General features: G+C 46.6%; 16 protein-coding genes. 3 read left to right on the top strand and 13 right to left on the bottom strand.

The genetic code is table 11. The features are described 5' to 3' along the window. Positions 1 to 1,049 precede the first annotated feature (1,049 nt). On the top strand, positions 1,050 to 2,753 hold the full coding sequence (locus BLV66_RS02525) for an NFACT RNA binding domain-containing protein (protein WP_086984887.1): 1,704 nt from the start codon (positions 1,050 to 1,052) through the stop codon (positions 2,751 to 2,753). A gap of 300 nt (positions 2,754 to 3,053) precedes the next feature. Here BLV66_RS02525 and rpoN read toward each other — a convergent pair whose 3' ends face one another. The 8 genes from rpoN to lspA form a co-directional block, all read right to left on the bottom strand. Next, positions 3,054 to 4,382, bottom strand: a complete 1,329-nt coding sequence (rpoN, locus tag BLV66_RS02520; RefSeq protein ID WP_086984889.1) for an RNA polymerase factor sigma-54 — start codon at positions 4,380 to 4,382, stop codon at positions 3,054 to 3,056. 152 nt (positions 4,383 to 4,534) lie between these two features. Beyond that, on the bottom strand, positions 4,535 to 5,167 hold the full coding sequence (pyrE, locus tag BLV66_RS02515) for an orotate phosphoribosyltransferase (protein ID WP_086984891.1): 633 nt from the start codon (positions 5,165 to 5,167) through the stop codon (positions 4,535 to 4,537). A 1-nt stretch (position 5,168) separates the two neighbouring features. Then, positions 5,169 to 5,882, bottom strand: a complete 714-nt coding sequence (pyrF, locus tag BLV66_RS02510; RefSeq protein ID WP_086984893.1) for an orotidine-5'-phosphate decarboxylase — start codon at positions 5,880 to 5,882, stop codon at positions 5,169 to 5,171. After that, entirely contained in the window at positions 5,872 to 6,801 is a 930-nt protein-coding gene (locus tag BLV66_RS02505) for a dihydroorotate dehydrogenase (RefSeq protein WP_086941438.1), read from the bottom strand. The genes pyrF and BLV66_RS02505 overlap by 11 nt, the downstream gene beginning before the upstream one ends. Further along, a complete protein-coding gene (locus BLV66_RS02500) occupies positions 6,798 to 7,574 on the bottom strand; it encodes a dihydroorotate dehydrogenase electron transfer subunit (RefSeq protein ID WP_218131786.1) in 777 nt (258 codons plus the stop codon). The genes BLV66_RS02505 and BLV66_RS02500 overlap by 4 nt, the downstream gene beginning before the upstream one ends. A 121-nt stretch (positions 7,575 to 7,695) precedes the next feature. Beyond that, positions 7,696 to 8,235, bottom strand: a complete 540-nt coding sequence (gene pyrR / locus BLV66_RS02495; RefSeq protein ID WP_086984896.1) for a bifunctional pyr operon transcriptional regulator/uracil phosphoribosyltransferase PyrR — start codon at positions 8,233 to 8,235, stop codon at positions 7,696 to 7,698. Positions 8,236 to 8,408: 173 nt separating this feature from the next. Continuing rightward, the gene (locus BLV66_RS02490) at positions 8,409 to 9,314 is read right to left on the bottom strand and encodes an RluA family pseudouridine synthase (protein WP_086984897.1); all 906 of its coding nucleotides are present in this window, start codon (positions 9,312 to 9,314) and stop codon (positions 8,409 to 8,411) included. Positions 9,315 to 9,326: 12 nt separating this feature from the next. Further along, complete coding sequence (gene lspA, locus BLV66_RS02485; protein WP_086984899.1) at positions 9,327 to 9,806, bottom strand: signal peptidase II; 480 nt, start codon at positions 9,804 to 9,806, stop codon at positions 9,327 to 9,329. A 261-nt stretch (positions 9,807 to 10,067) separates the two neighbouring features. On the opposite strand from lspA, the gene BLV66_RS02480 reads away from it, so the two are divergent. Both BLV66_RS02480 and BLV66_RS02475 read left to right on the top strand, forming a co-directional pair. Next, positions 10,068 to 11,447 (top strand): polysaccharide deacetylase family protein, encoded by a 1,380-nt coding sequence (locus BLV66_RS02480; protein WP_086984901.1) that lies wholly within the window; start codon positions 10,068 to 10,070, stop codon positions 11,445 to 11,447. Beyond that, entirely contained in the window at positions 11,447 to 12,694 is a 1,248-nt protein-coding gene (locus BLV66_RS02475) for a putative glycoside hydrolase (RefSeq protein WP_245826644.1), read from the top strand. Before BLV66_RS02480 ends, BLV66_RS02475 begins: the two co-directional genes overlap by 1 nt. 64 nt (positions 12,695 to 12,758) lie before the next feature. On the opposite strand, the gene BLV66_RS02470 is transcribed toward BLV66_RS02475, so the two are convergent. The 5 genes from BLV66_RS02470 to BLV66_RS02450 form a co-directional block, all read right to left on the bottom strand. Continuing rightward, complete coding sequence (locus BLV66_RS02470; RefSeq protein WP_086984903.1) at positions 12,759 to 13,391, bottom strand: copper homeostasis protein CutC; 633 nt, start codon at positions 13,389 to 13,391, stop codon at positions 12,759 to 12,761. A gap of 94 nt (positions 13,392 to 13,485) precedes the next feature. Continuing rightward, complete coding sequence (locus tag BLV66_RS02465) at positions 13,486 to 13,983, bottom strand: mannose/fructose/sorbose PTS transporter subunit IIB (RefSeq protein ID WP_176974095.1); 498 nt, start codon at positions 13,981 to 13,983, stop codon at positions 13,486 to 13,488. A 61-nt stretch (positions 13,984 to 14,044) separates the two neighbouring features. Beyond that, a complete protein-coding gene (locus tag BLV66_RS02460; protein WP_086984905.1) occupies positions 14,045 to 14,425 on the bottom strand; it encodes a DUF956 family protein in 381 nt (126 codons plus the stop codon). A 127-nt stretch (positions 14,426 to 14,552) separates the two neighbouring features. Further along, on the bottom strand, positions 14,553 to 15,479 hold the full coding sequence (locus BLV66_RS02455) for a PTS system mannose/fructose/sorbose family transporter subunit IID (protein ID WP_086984907.1): 927 nt from the start codon (positions 15,477 to 15,479) through the stop codon (positions 14,553 to 14,555). A gap of 17 nt (positions 15,480 to 15,496) precedes the next feature. After that, on the bottom strand, positions 15,497 to 16,297 hold the full coding sequence (locus BLV66_RS02450; protein WP_086984909.1) for a PTS mannose/fructose/sorbose transporter subunit IIC: 801 nt from the start codon (positions 16,295 to 16,297) through the stop codon (positions 15,497 to 15,499). Positions 16,298 to 16,312: the final 15 nt, after the last annotated feature.

Below are 16,312 nucleotides of genomic sequence, written 5' to 3'. Positions count from 1 at the left end.
TGACGGGCTCCAATCATAGTGGTGCTGACATTCAAAAAAACAAACAGTAAGCGTTTTCAATCGCATTCATGTTTCGATTACTTTCTTAGTATAAGTCACTATAAACGTAAATGCAACATTAATTGTAAAATTATTTACTTTTATATAATCAGTCGAAAAAAACAGTCTGATGCCTGTCCAGGATTCAATTTATATGATGTCATTTTATAAAACGGATTTTTTGAAATCTATCCACCCGGAAAATCCGTTGGGAATGCTGACAATACCTATGTATAAGCATTTCATCATACTATCTTTACACTCTGTTCACTAGGACTTTACATTTTTTGAATGAGATATCCGACACAACTTGCATTGGTGTTTATTAAAAATCGGTAAACTCTGAAAATGAAATATAATATCACTATGTTGAGTGTTCTCTTAGGAAACTAACAGTATTTTGTTTTCATCCACCCCCCTCCCGAATGTTGAATGTCCAAAAAACGAATAACTCCCCTTGCCTTTCAGGACATCGGAACGTCTGTATGGTGCTCCGAAAGAAACTCGAAGGAGAAATCATCGAAGAGATTCACTAATTAGGCAATGACCGGATCGTCATTTTCTCTTTTCAGAACTTCGATGAACTTGGCGACCAGCAGCAACTGGAGCCCCTCGTCGAATTGATGCTATTCTTGTTTAAATACACTTTATAGTTGTCGCATTTTTTAGCAATCGCTCGTTTGGAACATGTGTTTATTTATAAATCTACTTCTTTTAGAAAAATAAAAGTAAAAACCCGATTATTTTCGCATGTTTCTTCTTTATTCTGAGATTACCCAAATTAACAAAACTTATGTTTTCGTATTTTTTCATTGTTAGGGTTGTACATTGTCTTTCTGTATGCCGTTTTGGATATCTGTCATCCGGTGAATGATAATATAGGTACATATCAAGTGCGCCTTCCCTTATGGTTTGCACCAAAATATGACACAATGAAGAAACACGCCAGACGCCGGAGATGATATGGTATAATGAAAGGCGTATATTGACATGTACTAGGAGGTGTTTTCATGTCTTTTGATGGTGTATTTACACGTGCCATGGTCAAGGAATTGAACCGCGACCTGGAAAACGGAAGGATCAGTAAGGTCTATCAGCCGTTTCAGCACGAAATTATTCTTACCATACGAGCCAATCGGAAAAACAAACGGGTATTGCTGTCAGCTCACCCATCCTACGCTCGGATACAAGTAATCAATGATAACTTATCCAACCCCGATTCAGCGCCCAATTTCTGTATGGTGCTGCGCAAAAATCTGGAGGGTGCCTACATCGAAGACATCAAACAATTGGGCAACGACCGGATCATCATTTTCTCATTCCGGAATTTCGATGAACTCGGCGACCAGCGCCAAATGGAATTGATCATCGAATTGATGGGTCGTCATAGCAACATCTTCCTGATCGATAAGCAAACCAGGATGATCATCGATTGCCTGAAGCATGTGCCGTTTTATCAAAACAGTTTCCGGCCGCTGCATCCAGGAGTCGCCTATCAGTTACCGCCCCATCAGGACAAAGCGAACCCTTTTGAGATGGAAAAGGAGGAACTGGCATCTGTCGCAGCCACATTCAGCGATGAATTACCGCTGTTCAAATCATTGCAAGGAGCTTTTCAGGGCTTGGGCAGCGATTCCGCAATGGAAATCAGCTACTATACGGAGCAGGATGGGTTGTCTGCAGCGGATGCGATTCTCGCATTTAAACAACAGCTGGACACGGCTATCCCTACATTGACCGAAGAATCCGCAAAGAAACAACATTTTACACCCTTCCCGTTCCGGAGTCTTCCGGGAGAGAAAAGGCATTACGACAGCCTTAGCGAATTGTTGGACGCCTACTATGATGAAAAAGCATCCCGGGACCGCATCAACCAAGTGGCTTCCGAGCTGCTCCATGTCGTCAACACGGAACGCAAGAAGAATCAGCTGAAGCTGAAGAAGCTGGACCAGACGCTGTTGGAGACGGAAAAAGCTGATGTCTACCGGATCAAGGGAGAGATCTTGACGGCCTATCTGCATCAAATGAAAAAAGGCGATATGGAAGTGACGCTCAACAACTTCTACGATGATGAGAATCCGATAACGATTGCTTTGAATCCAGCGCTGACCCCTTCCCAGAATGCCCAAAAATACTTTTCCAAATATCAGAAGCTCACCACTGCCGTCGCATACGTGAATGAGCAGGTCGAACATACCCATGCAGAGAACGAATATTTGGAATCCATCGAAACGCTGATCCAACTCTCCGACCCGCAGGACTTGGAGGACATAAAGGACGAGCTGCGCGAATCTGGATATTTGAAGAAAAAGTACAAAGGTAAACAGAAAAAACACAAAACCAGCAAGCCCCACAAATTCCTGTCATCGGACGGCACGACCATCCTGATCGGAAAGAACAATGTGCAGAACGACCAGCTGACGCTGAAGACGGCAAAAAAATCGGATATTTGGCTGCATACGAAAAACATACCCGGTTCGCATGTCATCATCGAAAGCAATCACCCTTCCGAGGAGACGCTCTTTGAAGCGGCGACATTGGCCGCTTATTATTCCAAGTTCCAGAATTCTTCGAACGTCCCTGTCGACTACGTTGTGGTCAAGAACATACGCAAACCAAACGGTGCGAAACCCGGTTTCGTCATCTACGAAGGGCAAAAAACCCTTTATGTAACGCCGGATAAGGAACTGGTCCGGACGCTGAAAGCCGATTGAGAGCAGATTACCTTTGCATCGCAAGATCGATAATACAAAGTCCGCTTCTCCTAAAACGTGCAAAGAGGCCCGAGAAATATTTCTCGGGCCTCTTCATATGCCTGCGTGATTTTCGTATTTGTGCTGTGCGGAACGTCGGGCTGCCTCTAAATGAGGCAGTCATTTTTTCGCATCCGGTTTCCGTTCAGAGCGGTTTGATAATGTTCCCGATAAGATTGGCTCACCAACCCCTGCCAATGATTGCATCATCCCTACTTTCACCCATTGACCGTCTTGTTAACCACTCGCCGATCGACATAATTATGGCCTTTTTCTTTTCGAACTGGAGGGAATGCCCAAACCCATGCGGTATTTTGCCACTGTCCTGCGGGAGATGTCGATTCCCTGCGCGGTGAAATGATCGGCAATCACCTGGTCGGAAACTGGCTTTGTCTTTTCTTCGCGGCCGACTATTTCCTTTATTTCGGTTTCGATGACGATGGATGAGATGGCAACCTGATCCCCGTCATCCTCTTTCATAAAACCGCTCCGGAAGAAAAAGCGCAATTCAAAGATGCCTTTCGGGGTCGCCATGTATTTGTCGTTCACGACCCGGCTCACCGTCGAAATACTCAGCTCCGTTAGTTTAGCGATGTTTTTCATCGTCATAGGCTTCATCGATGAGGCTTTTTCCATGAAATAATCCGCCTGTAGCTGCAGGATGGCTTCCGTAATTTTGATGACGTTTTGCGTCCGTTGGAGAACACACTGCTGGATCCAGGAAATTTCTTTCTTTTTTTCTTCCAGATAACGTTTCATATCTTTATCCGCCAACGCCAACAATTCGCTGTAATAGTCTTCGTTGAACGCCACCGATGGCAGGCCGCTTTGATTGAACGAGACATCCAGCGAGTTATCCTCGGCTATGGCTACATAGATGTCCGGTTCGATGAAGACAGTCTCCTCGAATACGGTCTCCCACTGCAACTTCGTCTTCAGCTTGCTCATGTAGGTGATGATTTCAATCAGTTCGTCATGATCGATCTCCTCGACGTCCCTAATAGCCTCCAAGCGATAGGAAGACAGCTCCTTGAAATAATTTTCCAATATATAGTAGGCTTGCGGGGGCGACTGTTCATCCCTTTCGGTCTGTAGCATCAGAAACTCCTGTAGGTCGCGGGCACCGACACCGGGAGGGTCCAACTGCTGTAAGAGCGTCAAGGCATCCAATACTTCCGTTTCCTCGGCCGCAGTTGCCTCCGCAACTTCTGCCAGTTTGATATCCAAATAGCCGTTATCCGTCACATATCGGATGAGGAACAGCACCAACTGCCTGAGCGGCGTGTTTTTCATGTTCAGATAAATCTGTTCATGCAGAAAATCATAGAGCGACTGATTCTTGCTTTCCATGCGTTCATACCAGGGGGTCTGATTATCCGCCGTGTAAACATTGGAGACGGCTACCGCGCCCGTGTCCGATGCCCGCTTTTTAATGTCCATCAACGGATTTCCCAATGCCTGGTCCTCTATGTAGCTGGAAAGTTCCGACATGGGCATCTGTAGAACGTGCAATGCCTGTCGCAGCTGCTGCGTCATCCGGATCGATTGTTGTTGCGTTTGCTTCAGTTGGAATTCCTGCTTCGCCATCATTTTCACCTCTTCTCGTCCTTATCAAGAAAACATATGCAAACAGTATACCACCATTAGAGCGCTTACTTGCAAAAAAATGAATGGAAAACCCGGCAAGCAAGATTCCAGATCTTGTTTGCCGGGTTTTTCATAACAACTATTTGGACATGGGATTAACCCTTGAACCAGTTCTCAGGGTCTTTGCTCCAGTCTTTCAATAACTCCAATTCTGCTTCGGAGATGTAGTTTGTTTCATGGGCAACTTCCAGCAATGTGCTGTAGTTGGACAACGTGTCGATCGCAAGACCAGCATCGGCGAAATTTTTCGTTCCTTTAGCCAATTCATAAGTGAAGATAGCGACGCAACCCAATACGTTTGCGCCTTCCAGTTCAGCCGCTTTGGAAGCTTCGATGACGCTGCCGCCTGTGGAGATCAAGTCTTCGACAACGACCATTTTTTGACCTTCGGTAATTTTGCCTTCGATTTTGCGGCCTGTTCCGTGGTCTTTCGCTTTGCTGCGGATGTAGACCATCGGCAAGTCCAAAATGTCAGCGATCCAAGCTGCGTGTGGGATGCCTGCAGTCGCAGTTCCGGCAATCACTTCTGCATCCGGGTATTTTTCTTTGATCAAATCAGCCAAACCTTGCGCAATCTGTTTACGCACTGCCGGGAAGCTCATTGTCACGCGATTATCGCAATAGATTGGACTTCTCAAGCCGGATGCCCAAGTAAATGGGTCTTTCGGGCTCAAGCTCACTGCTTTGATGTCCAATAATGATTTTGCTACTTCTTTTGCTATCGTCATTTTATTCTGCTCCATTCCATTGGTTCTTGATTTCATGATAGGCTGCAACCGGATCCGCTGCCTGGGTGATCGGACGACCGACTACGATGAAGGTTGAGCCGATTTCTCTTGCGCGGCCTGGTGTCGCAACACGCTTCTGGTCTCCAACTGCACTGCCGGCCGGGCGGATACCCGGCGTCAAACAGATGAATTCCTCATTCGTGTGGTCCTTGATCATGCGCGCTTCCCATGCGGAACAAACGACGCCGTCGAGTCCGGATTTGCAGGTAAGGTCTGCGTAATGCAAGACGCTCTCCTGCAGGCTGACTTTGATCAACTGTTCCGACTGCATTGCTTCTTCGGAAGTGGAAGTCAATTGTGTGACCGCGATCAGCTTCGGAACGGCGCTTCCTGCCGGCGTACCTGCGATCAAGCCGTCTTTGGCGGCTTTCATCATTTCCGAACCGCCAGCTGCATGGACATTAACCATATCGATATCCAAGGCGGCCAAGCCTTTCATGGCGCGGTGAACAGTGTTCGGGATGTCATGCAATTTCAGGTCCAGGAAGATTTCGTGGCCCATTTCCTTGATCTTTTTCACGATTTCCGCTCCGTGTTGGTAATACAATTCCATACCCACTTTTACATAAAGCGACTCATCTTTGAATAGCAAAAGGAAGTCCTTGATTTCTTCGCTCGTTGAAAAGTCCAACGCTATTATCGGTTTATCGTTCATTGAGGATGCCTTCTCTCACTTCATTGATTAATTCCTGCAGGCTGTTGATGCCCAGTTCGTCCATGCGTTGCGGAAGCTGTTCGATCAATTTCGGGCAAACGAACGGATCGGTGAAATTGGCCATGCCAACGCCGACTGCACTTGCTCCAGCCATGAACATTTCCAGCACATCATCCACCGTATAGACGCCGCCCATCCCGATAATCGGAATATTGACTGCACGCGCCACTTGATAGATCATGCGGATTGCTACCGGTTTGATGGCAGGACCGGAAAGGCCACCCGTTTTGTTGGCGATAATCGGTTTGCGCGTGTGCAAATCGATGCGCATGCCCACCAAAGTGTTGATCATTGAAATACCATCCGCCCCGGCTGCTTCAACCGCTTTTGCGATTTCGACGATATCCGTTACGTTCGGTGACAATTTGACGTAAACCGGAACGGTTGCCCCTTCTTTCGCCGCACGCGTTACAGCAGCTGCCATCTCCGGATCGGTTCCGAATTGCAGGCCGCCTTTGTGGACGTTCGGGCAAGAAATGTTCAATTCGATCGCTTTGACGTTCGGCGATTGGGAAACGGCTTTGCAGACTTGGTAATAATCATCGACTGTATTTCCGGCGACGTTCGAAATCAAAGGCACATCGTATTTTTCAAGCGCTGTGTGCTTCTGTGCAACAACAACCTCAACACCAGGATTCTGCAATCCGATAGCATTCAGCATGCCGGATGGCGTTTCTGCCAAACGCGGCGTAGGATTGCCTCTGCGGGGCTCCAGCGTCGTCGCTTTCGTCATGATGGCGCCCAATAGGCTCAGGTCGTAAAACTTGCCGTAATCCTCGCCGAAGCCGAAACATCCGCTTGCAGGAATGATCGGATTTTTTAATTCCAAACCGGGTAAACTGACTGCTAATCGATTCATAATACTATCTCCTCTGCTCTGAAGACCGGTCCTTCGACACAGACTCTGAAATTATCGTAAGCTGATGTGCTGTCTTTCTTGTCGCAGACGCAACCGTAACAGGCACCGATACCGCAGGCCATGCGCTCTTCCAGCGAAAGGTAGGTAAGGCTCGGGTCGAATGTCTTTGATACTGCTACCAATAAGCCTTTAGGACCGCAAGCGAAGACCGCGTCCGGAACGAAGCCGTCCAGCTCATCGAAGTATTGTGTAACGAAGCCTTGCTTGCCGTAGCTGCCGTCATCTGTCGCGATGTTCACTTTGCCGAATGCTGCAAATTCTTCCTCATAGAATACTTCTTCTTTGTTTTTGAAACCGAAGCAGTTGACAACGTTGATGCCTTTTGAATGCAATTGTTTCGCTAATTCATAAAGCGGAGGAACGCCGATGCCCCCTCCAATCAGCAAAGCGTTTTGTCCTTCTGAGAGCATATCTATCGGATACCCGTTGCCCAATGGCCCCAGGATGTCCAATTCGTCCCCTGCTGTAAGCTTGCTGATGATAGTGGTGCCTTTTCCTTCGGTACGGTAGATAATGACGCATTCTTCCTTCTCGGCATCGATTGAAGCGATGCTGATTGGGCGTCTCAAAAGCAGTTCATCCCCTGGGACACGGATATGCAAAAACTGATCCGGTGCTCCCATTTCATTCACTAATGCACCTTTCAGGCGCAATTCAAAGATGTCTTTTGCGATTTCTGTCTGACTGACGACTGTCATCATAGCTTGACTCATAATTATTTTCCTCCTTAATTTTGAAAAAATAAGGTGATCTCAAAAAATGCGATGGAGCAAGCTTCAAAGCAAATTCTTCTGTGTCTCACTGGACACAGTTAAAGAATCACCAACCTATTGTTTACGCTCTGATCAATGTGACTTTTTCGATGCCGTCGACTTCATCCAAACGGACGGAAATCTGTTCCGCTTGGGATGTCGGAATGTTTTTGCCGACATAATCTGCCTTGATCGGCAGTTCCCGGTGTCCTCTGTCGATCAGGACCGCTACCGTGATCCGTTTTGCTCTCCCCAGATCCATCACAGCATCCATGCCGGCCCGGATCGTACGCGCGGTGAACAACACATCGTCCACCAACACGACATGCTTGCCGGCAACCGAAAACGGAATGTTCGTTTCGTGCAACACCGGGTTTTCATTCATATCGCGGTGCACATCGTCGCGGTACAGCGTAATGTCCAATTCCCCTACCGGTACCTCGAAGCCTTCAAAATCTTTAATCCGTTCCGCGATGCGCTTGGCCAGGTAAATACCGCGCGTTTTGATGCCCACCAAAATCAGGTTCTTGGTGCCGTCGTTCTTTTCCAATATTTCATGTGTGATGCGGGTCAGCGCGCGTTTCATCGTCTGGGCATCCATGATTTCGATTTCTTCTGCCATGTCCACTACTCCTTCATCGTCAAAATGAAAAAAAATACCCTTATGCATGTGGGCATAAGGGTACAGTCACGTGACGCTATACAAAATGTGATGCACCTTTTAGCCTCTCTGGACTATTTTAAAGGTTCCTTCAATATTACTGTAATGATAACGAATAGAGGCGTTGCTGTCAATCAGTTTTTGCGCAGTTCCGCCAGTTTTTCGCTGTAGAAATCAGGCAAAGGTGCTTCGAAGCGCATTTCCTTGCCCGTCGTCGGGTGGATGAAGCCCAAAGTGGACGCATGCAAATATTGTCCATGGCCGCTGAGTGTTTCAGCCGGTCCGTACATAGGATCTCCAGCCACCGGATGGCCGATGTATTTCATATGGACACGGATCTGGTGCGTGCGGCCGGTTTCGAGGTGCAATTTCAGCAAAGTGAAATCACGGAAACGCTCGATGACATCAAAATGCGTCACTGCCTTTTTGCCGCCGTCAGCCACTGTGCGTTTTTTGCGGTCGATCAACATCCGGGCGATCGGCGCATCGATAGTGCCGTCATCATGCGGAATCACGCCATGGACCAAAGCAAGATAGGCCCGTTCCATCGTGTGGTTCTCAAGCTGCTCCGCCAATTTCTGGTGCGCTTCGTTCGTTTTCGCGACAACCAATAAGCCGGATGTATCCATATCGATGCGGTGAACGATTCCCGGACGGATATTTGCTGTGCCGTCGGATAGCGCGTTTACGTGAAACAACAAGCCGTTGACCAAGGTGCCGGAAAGATGCCCTTTGGATGGATGAACGACCATGCCTGTTGGCTTATTGACGACCAACAGCGCATCGTCTTCGTAGATGACATCCAATGCAATGTCCTCAGGCGTTACGTTGATTTGTTCTGGTTCCGGAATCGTCAATTCCAGAAGATCCCCTTCTTGGACCTTGTAATTCGATTTGACGGCTTTGTCGTTCACCATCAGATTGCCGTCTTTGACCCATGCCTGAATTTGCGAACGGCTCGTGCCGGTCATGAAATCCGCCAAGATCTTATCGATCCTGCCGGTTTGACCATCAATGTTAAATACGATTTTTTCTGTCATTTGAATCCCACTTTACTTTAGCTTATTTTTAGAACTTATTTTTTCTTCTTCCTCTTCCATGAAAAGGATATAGATCGTCATCAAGATGACGCCTATCGTCAAACAGACATCCGCCACATTAAAAATCGGAAAATCAATGAAGTCAAGGCGGAACATGTCCACCACGTATCCCAAACGCATCCGATCGATGAAATTGCCTAACGCACCGCTCAAAAGAAATGCGTAACTGATGCCCACGATTTTTTTGTCGAATCCCTGTTTGTGCGCATTGTAGACCATCGCGCCCACGACAACTACGGTGATGATGAAGAAAAAGAACATCCTTCCTTCAAAAATCCCCCAGGCAGCGCCCTCGTTCTGAATGTAGAACAGAGACAAAATGCCCGGTAACACTTCATTCACTTCGTGCAATGCAAAATTATTTACGATGGCAATTTTACTCCACTGGTCCAGGACCAACAGCAAGATGGCCAATATATAATAGATAATCATCCGATAGCCTCACTTATTCTGAAATTAACGTTTTTCCGTATCTTTTGCCTCTATCTATTGTAAACTAATTTTCAAAATTGTATAGTCATTGATTCCTTTATTTCCGCTTGAAGCCTTATACATCAAGTAAGTTGCGACTATCATTTTAATGTATCTTTAACAATTTTCTGCATATGTCGTAATCGTCCTTGATAAAGAATCCTCATTTTCGGTATAATGAAGATTGTATTGTTATATATCACGTAATAAAGGAGCTTGTTTATGTTGAGAGGTAAGAAGATTGCATTAGTTTTTACCAGTGCACTGGTATTGTCAGCCTGCGCAGATCAAGTGAAAGAAACGACAGAAACAATGACCCAGATCAAAACCGAAGAAACCGAAATTGTTAACCAATTGAATGAGCTGCAACAATTGGAGACTGCGTTACAGGAAGCATTCAATGCATCGTTGGCCAGCGATGAAGAATTGAAGACTTTCAAAGACGGCTCTGCAGCCGTGTTCAGCAACTTGGAAGAACGCCGTACTTTAACCGATTCGATTGAAAGCGCTTTGGAAGGTTTGGCTGAGACGAAAGACGAGTTCGTTGCATTCGACGAAGAAACCCTGCCCCTGGACCAGATGCAGGCAATCGGCGAAACGCTGGATTTGTTCAGCGAAAATTCATTGACTTACTTAGCTGCCTATCGAGACAGCTTGGATAAAGAAGAAGAACTGTTGACCGGATTCGGAGCGGATGATGCCACTTTCGATACCTTCTTTGCGGGAATCGAAGCAATCAATCTGAACGCCGAAACAAACCAAACCAACCTTGCTCCCGTCGCTGAAATTTTGACGACTCTGGATGCGCAATTGGTTGAATTGGAAGCAGCTATCGCCGCAATCGGCAAGGAAGGTAGTACAGCCGCTGATTCTTCTGCCGGCACCGCGGAATCCTCAGAGACTGTTGCTGCAGAAAAGCCAGCAAAAAAAGTTGAACCCGTCAGCTACGAATACCGCATCAACCCGGAGATTTCCACGGTCCAACCGATTGCTGAGGATGGCAATACGCAAGTCGCTTTGTTGACTTTTGATGATGCGCCGCAGCAACCGAACAGCTACACCGTGGAAATTGCCGAAACCGTCAAATCGAAGGATGCCAATGCCATTTTCTTCGTGATGGGACAATTCCTCACAAATGAACAGGCGCGCGAAGATATCAAGACCGTCTATGACATGGGCTTCGAAATCGGTAACCATTCCTATTCGCATCCCGACTTCCAATCTTTGACCTACGATGAGCAACTGGAAGAAATCAAATCAACGAATGACCTGATAGAAGAGATCACCGGTGAGCGTCCGCGCTTCCTGCGTGCCCCTTACGGACAGTACAATGACGATACCATCGCAATCGCTGCAGCAGAAGGCATGACAATCATGAACTGGACCTACGGCTATGATTGGGTGGAAGAGTTCATGGAAGGCACTGCTTTAGCAGATGTCATGGTGAACTCGCAGTACCTAGGTGACGGTGCGAACTTGCTGATGCATGATCGTCCATGGACAAACGACGCGATTGCTGCCATCATCGATGGCCTACGCGCGAAAGAGATCACAATCGTGGATCCGAATGTAATCGAATCGCCTGAACGGGAGGAAATGTAATGATGACCTATTTTAAACAGACACTCGCTGCCGCCAGTTTATTGTTTTTCCTATCAGGCACAACAGTCGCATCAGCAAGTGAAACCGAAAGCTCCTCAGCCAGCGAAAGCGCAACTGCGGAAACCACAGCAGCTACAACTACTACAGCGCTGACGCTGCGCCAAGGTGCGCTTTTGAAGACACCAACCGCCAAGGAACTGCCAAAGAAATTTTTCTACGACAGCGGCGTCGAAATCGCCTATCCAGCTGACGGCGTCAAAGGGATCTATGTGACAGCCTACTCGGTCGGCTATGAAGAAAAATTCAACAAACTCATCGAGTACGTCGATTCGAACGACCTGAACGCGATGGTCATCGACATCAAGGACGACATGGGCGTTGTGACTGCTGATTTCAACTCCGATGATACCCACATCCAGGAAAATACGGAAGAGTATATCCCGGATGTCAATAAGCTGATGGACGTGATGGAAGAGAAACAGATCTATCCGATTGCTCGCATCGTGACCTTCAAGGACACTTTGTTGGCTAACGAACAGCCGGAAATGTCCTTCACAGAAAGCGATGGCTCCGTCTGGGTCGCATCGAATGGTGAATCATTCATAAATCCATTCCTGAAGCAGACTTGGGATTACGCCGTCAATGTCGGAATCGAAGCTGCCAAAGTCGGATTCAAGGAAGTCCAATTCGACTATGTTCGCTTCCCTGAAGGCTTTGAAGTATGGGGCGACACATTGAATTATGACATGGGTGAATACGCGAATCTTGAAATGACCGACGACGAAAAACGCGTGCAGGCCATCACCGACTTTACCGCTTATGCGAAAGAAAAACTGATGCCATACGGCGTGGACGTATCCGTTGATATCTTCGGCTATACCGCTTCTGTCGTCGAAGCATCCGGCATCGGCCAGAACTTCCCTGAGATTTCCGAGAATGTTGATGTCATCTCTTCGATGATTTACCCGAGCCACTGGGGCACCGATTACTTTGGTATCTACAAGCCGGATCTGTACCCGTATGAATTGGTATCCGAATACATGATAGTCGAAAATGAGTTGCTTGCATCGCTTGAGACTCCACCAACCAGCCGTCCTTGGTTGCAGGACTTCACCGCTTCCTACTTGGGATCCGGATTCTACCAAACTTACGGCAAAGAACAAGTCGATGCCCAAGTGCAGGCACTGTATGATGCCGGTGTCAACGAGTTCCTATTGTGGAACGCATTGAACAACTACACGTATTAAAATGCATAAAGAAGGGGCTACCTCGATGAGGCAGCCCCTTCTTTGCCTTAGATAGGCCCCTCCCCTACACAATTCGTGTCCCGTGCACTTCGGTAAATTCCAATATTTTTGCAAGGTCTGCGAGGTTGTCTTTCGTAATGCCTCCACCCGGCATTATTGTCATGTCTGGATTGATTTCCGCAAGTTCGGCAATGTGGGCTGCGTTATCGAAAATCGTATTTTCTTTAGGACCGCCATGCGTCAAAATCCGCGTGAAACCAATTTCTCCCAACCACAATAATGCGTCTCTTTGCTTATCTTCCGGTATTTCATCAAACGCCATGTGAAAAGCAAGTTCGATTCCATTATCGCAGGCCAGCTTGGCTATTTCTTCCAAAAAGGGTTTATCCAATGCGTCGGCTGCGGTTAAAGCCCCTACTGCAATACCATTGGCATGCGAGGCTATTATTTCTTCTAAATCCCGCATCATGATGGCTTTTTCCATATTGGAATAAACAAAATCTCCGCCTCGTGGTCGCAGTATCACGATAATGGACACATCTTTGTCGGAGCAATACTCCGTTGCAATTTTGATGACACCAATGCTTGGTGTCGTTCCCCCTACTGCCAAGTTGTCGCAGAGTTCAATCCGTTTAGCCCCGCGCTCGATGACTCCTGGGACGTTCGTAAAATTTTCTACACATGCTTCTTTTAGCATTCTGTCACCTCCTGGATAGTATACCGTTCCGTCTAAAAATAAAGAAGGCACAAGGCGATGTTCCATTCGCTTCGTGTCTTCTTTTAATATGTGCTCACACTAATCCTTCTTTTTTCAGCACTTGCATGAGATCTACTTTATTGTCAGCGACGACCTTCCGGATATCCAAGTGGATGCCTTTATAGTTTAAATACTCAAAAGCCTGAATATCGCGTTTATCAACCGCTACTGCGTTTGTGATCATCTTCTTACCATCTGAATAGCTCATACTGCCGATGTTGACGGAATGAATTTGAACGCCACTTTGTACGATTCGTGCGACATCTGTAGGATTCGTAAACAAGAGCATCGCGCGAAAATTATTGTGTGTATCATCAAAGTAAATTTCGATAAACTTTTCTACTGGAATCACATTGACCTTTACACCTGGTGGAGCGACCTGACGCAAGAGCGTCTTACGCAGATGATCCTTCGCCACCTCATCACTGATGACGATAATCCGCTCTGCTTTGCTTAGCTTTGTCCACACGGTTGCCACCTGTCCATGAATCAAACGATCGTCGATTCGTACTAATCGAATATCCATTACCACCTTAGAACCTCCTTAAATCGCTCATCCAGCAACCGCATGCATCTACATTTCCCGCCACAATTCAGGATGCTTTCTTTTTGAACAAGTGCTTGAAGGCATTCTTCATAACATCGAAGAAACCCAATGATTGAACCATGTGATCTGGTCTAACATAGATGCGGATCGCACGTAACACGTCCTTGGGGTTTTTGGCTGAAAAAGTATACGTACCATCTTTCTTTGTTTGAAGCGCAAAACGTGGAATCCATTTCCCTTTGAACATCACGGATGCCAAGACATAATCGACCTCTTCCCAAGGAATTTGAATGAACTTTCGTGGATCACGATGATGATAAAATTCAAACGCTTTATCTCCGATCATAATTTTCCCATAGTCCGTCAACCCCATATAAGAAGTACCATCCACTGCCATATCAACCTTTGCATTCAGGGATTCAACCATTGCATATGCCCCTCTCTCTTTTCGTCTGGTTTGAGTATAATATACACTCTTTACTTTATACAAGAAAAACAAGGCTCAGGCAGGTTTGCCTGAGCCTCATAATCGTCATTTTTGATGCATCCGAAAATTATAGCAATCCGATCAAGCGTCCGCCGATACCGACAACGAACAAGCCAAGAATGATCACGATTGGAGAAACTTTCTTCTTCAGCAACCACATGCAAAGTAATGTCAACAGCAAAGCTGCCAAGCCAGGGATCAATTGATCCAAGTTGTTTTGCAAGGTCGTCACTTTTGTATCAGTCAGTGACAAGCCTGAAGTATACTGCGTCAGGGCTTGCTGGATGCCGGCAGTGCCGCTTGGAAGGTTTTCCCAGTCGATAAATGCGCCTTCTGATAGTTTCACTGAAGAAACGATTGGAGCAAACGAGATGGAAACCCAACGTTGCACCAAGGCAGCCAATACGAACATCCCAAGAATGGAAGCTCCTTTTGTCACATCTTGAAGTACTCCACCAGACAAATCTTCGGTGATTTTTGATCCAGCCTTATAACCGAATTCTTGGGTATACCACATGAATGACCAACGGATAATGTTCCATGCAACAAAGAAGAGGATAGGTCCTAAAATGTTTCCTGTTAAGGCCAAGGATGCACCTAAAGCCCCCAGAATGGGACGGACTGTAAACCAGAACACAGGGTCACCAACACCGGCAAGAGGTCCCATCATTCCGACCTTCACACCTTGAATCGTAACATCATCCACTGGGACTCCGTTTGCGCGTTCTTCTTCCAGAGTCAGTGTTACTCCTAATATTGGAGAGGCCACATATGGATGTGTATTGAAGAATTCCAAGTGGCGTTTCAACGCCAAGACGCGATCTTCTTTTTCTGGATAAAGTTTTTTGATTGCTGGAATCATTGCGAAAGCCCAGCCGCCGTTTTGCATCCGTTCATAGTTCCATGATCCTTGAATGAAGGTGGAACGCCAAGCAACCGCTAGTCTATCTTTTTTAGTTAATACAAATTTTTTATCTACCGTATTTTGTGCCATGTTTGCAGTCTCCTTTCCTAATAATCGTTGAGTATCGAATCAAGTGGATCGCCAGTATTGCCAGAACCGCCAGTACCAGAACCGCCCATTTTTGAAAGGTTCAAGTAAATCAAGGCCATTGCAACACCTAGGGCTCCTAATGCGATCAACGTTAATTGAGATACAGCGGCAACAACGAAACCAATGACGAAGAATGGCCATACTTCTTTTGTGGCCATCATGTTGATTACCATTGCATAACCAACGGCTACGACCATACCGCCACCGATAGCCATTCCATCAGTCAACCAAGCAGGCATTGATTCCAAGCCAGCTCTGACAGCGTCTGCTGGGATGAACAGAAGCAATGCAGCAGGAATCGCGATTCGCAAACCTTGCATGCCAATAGCTCCAATTTGAAGCCATTCAATCTTGCGATAATTTCCTTGTTCTGCTGCTGCATCCATCATGTGAACAATCGGTACAGCCAGAGTACGAACGACCATCGTCAAGAACAATCCGGCTACAGCCAGAGGAATCGCAATGGCGATTGCGGAAGATACGCCATTTACGCCTTGACCACCCAAAACTAAAATAATTGCCGATGCAACAGAAGCAAGTGCTGCGTCAGGAGCTACAGCTGCTCCGATATTTGCCCAACCTAATGCGATCATTTGTAATGATCCGCCAAGAATAATACCAGCTTCAAGATTACCTGTGACAAGTCCGATAAGTGTACATGCAACGAGCGGTTGATGGAATTGGAATTCATCTAAAATGCCTTCCATCCCGGCAAAGAATGCCACGATGATGACTAGAATAATTGAAACGACTGACATAATATACCTCCTCTT

Source organism: Trichococcus collinsii, assembly GCF_900107505.1.
In the GTDB taxonomy this organism is placed as follows: domain Bacteria; phylum Bacillota; class Bacilli; order Lactobacillales; family Aerococcaceae; genus Trichococcus; species Trichococcus collinsii.
The sequence above is the reverse complement of the archived record's forward strand: the minus strand, read 5'-3'. Positions and strand labels throughout refer to the sequence as shown.

Bases quoted from the DNA above. Each gene is read 5' to 3' on its own strand.
- BLV66_RS02525 (WP_086984887.1), top strand. From the start codon at position 1,050: ATGTCTTTTGATGGTGTATTTACACGTGCCATGGTCAAGGAATTGAAC.
- rpoN (WP_086984889.1), bottom strand. From the start codon at position 4,382: ATGATGGCGAAGCAGGAATTCCAACTGAAGCAAACGCAACAACAATCG.
- pyrE (WP_086984891.1), bottom strand. From the start codon at position 5,167: ATGACGATAGCAAAAGAAGTAGCAAAATCATTATTGGACATCAAAGCA.
- pyrF (WP_086984893.1), bottom strand. From the start codon at position 5,882: ATGAACGATAAACCGATAATAGCGTTGGACTTTTCAACGAGCGAAGAA.
- BLV66_RS02505 (WP_086941438.1), bottom strand. From the start codon at position 6,801: ATGAATCGATTAGCAGTCAGTTTACCCGGTTTGGAATTAAAAAATCCG.
- BLV66_RS02500 (WP_218131786.1), bottom strand. From the start codon at position 7,574: ATGAGTCAAGCTATGATGACAGTCGTCAGTCAGACAGAAATCGCAAAA.
- pyrR (WP_086984896.1), bottom strand. From the start codon at position 8,235: ATGGCAGAAGAAATCGAAATCATGGATGCCCAGACGATGAAACGCGCG.
- BLV66_RS02490 (WP_086984897.1), bottom strand. From the start codon at position 9,314: ATGACAGAAAAAATCGTATTTAACATTGATGGTCAAACCGGCAGGATC.
- lspA (WP_086984899.1), bottom strand. From the start codon at position 9,806: ATGATTATCTATTATATATTGGCCATCTTGCTGTTGGTCCTGGACCAG.
- BLV66_RS02480 (WP_086984901.1), top strand. From the start codon at position 10,068: ATGTTGAGAGGTAAGAAGATTGCATTAGTTTTTACCAGTGCACTGGTA.
- BLV66_RS02475 (WP_245826644.1), top strand. From the start codon at position 11,447: ATGATGACCTATTTTAAACAGACACTCGCTGCCGCCAGTTTATTGTTT.
- BLV66_RS02470 (WP_086984903.1), bottom strand. From the start codon at position 13,391: ATGCTAAAAGAAGCATGTGTAGAAAATTTTACGAACGTCCCAGGAGTC.
- BLV66_RS02460 (WP_086984905.1), bottom strand. From the start codon at position 14,425: ATGGTTGAATCCCTGAATGCAAAGGTTGATATGGCAGTGGATGGTACT.
- BLV66_RS02455 (WP_086984907.1), bottom strand. From the start codon at position 15,479: ATGGCACAAAATACGGTAGATAAAAAATTTGTATTAACTAAAAAAGAT.
- BLV66_RS02450 (WP_086984909.1), bottom strand. From the start codon at position 16,297: ATGTCAGTCGTTTCAATTATTCTAGTCATCATCGTGGCATTCTTTGCC.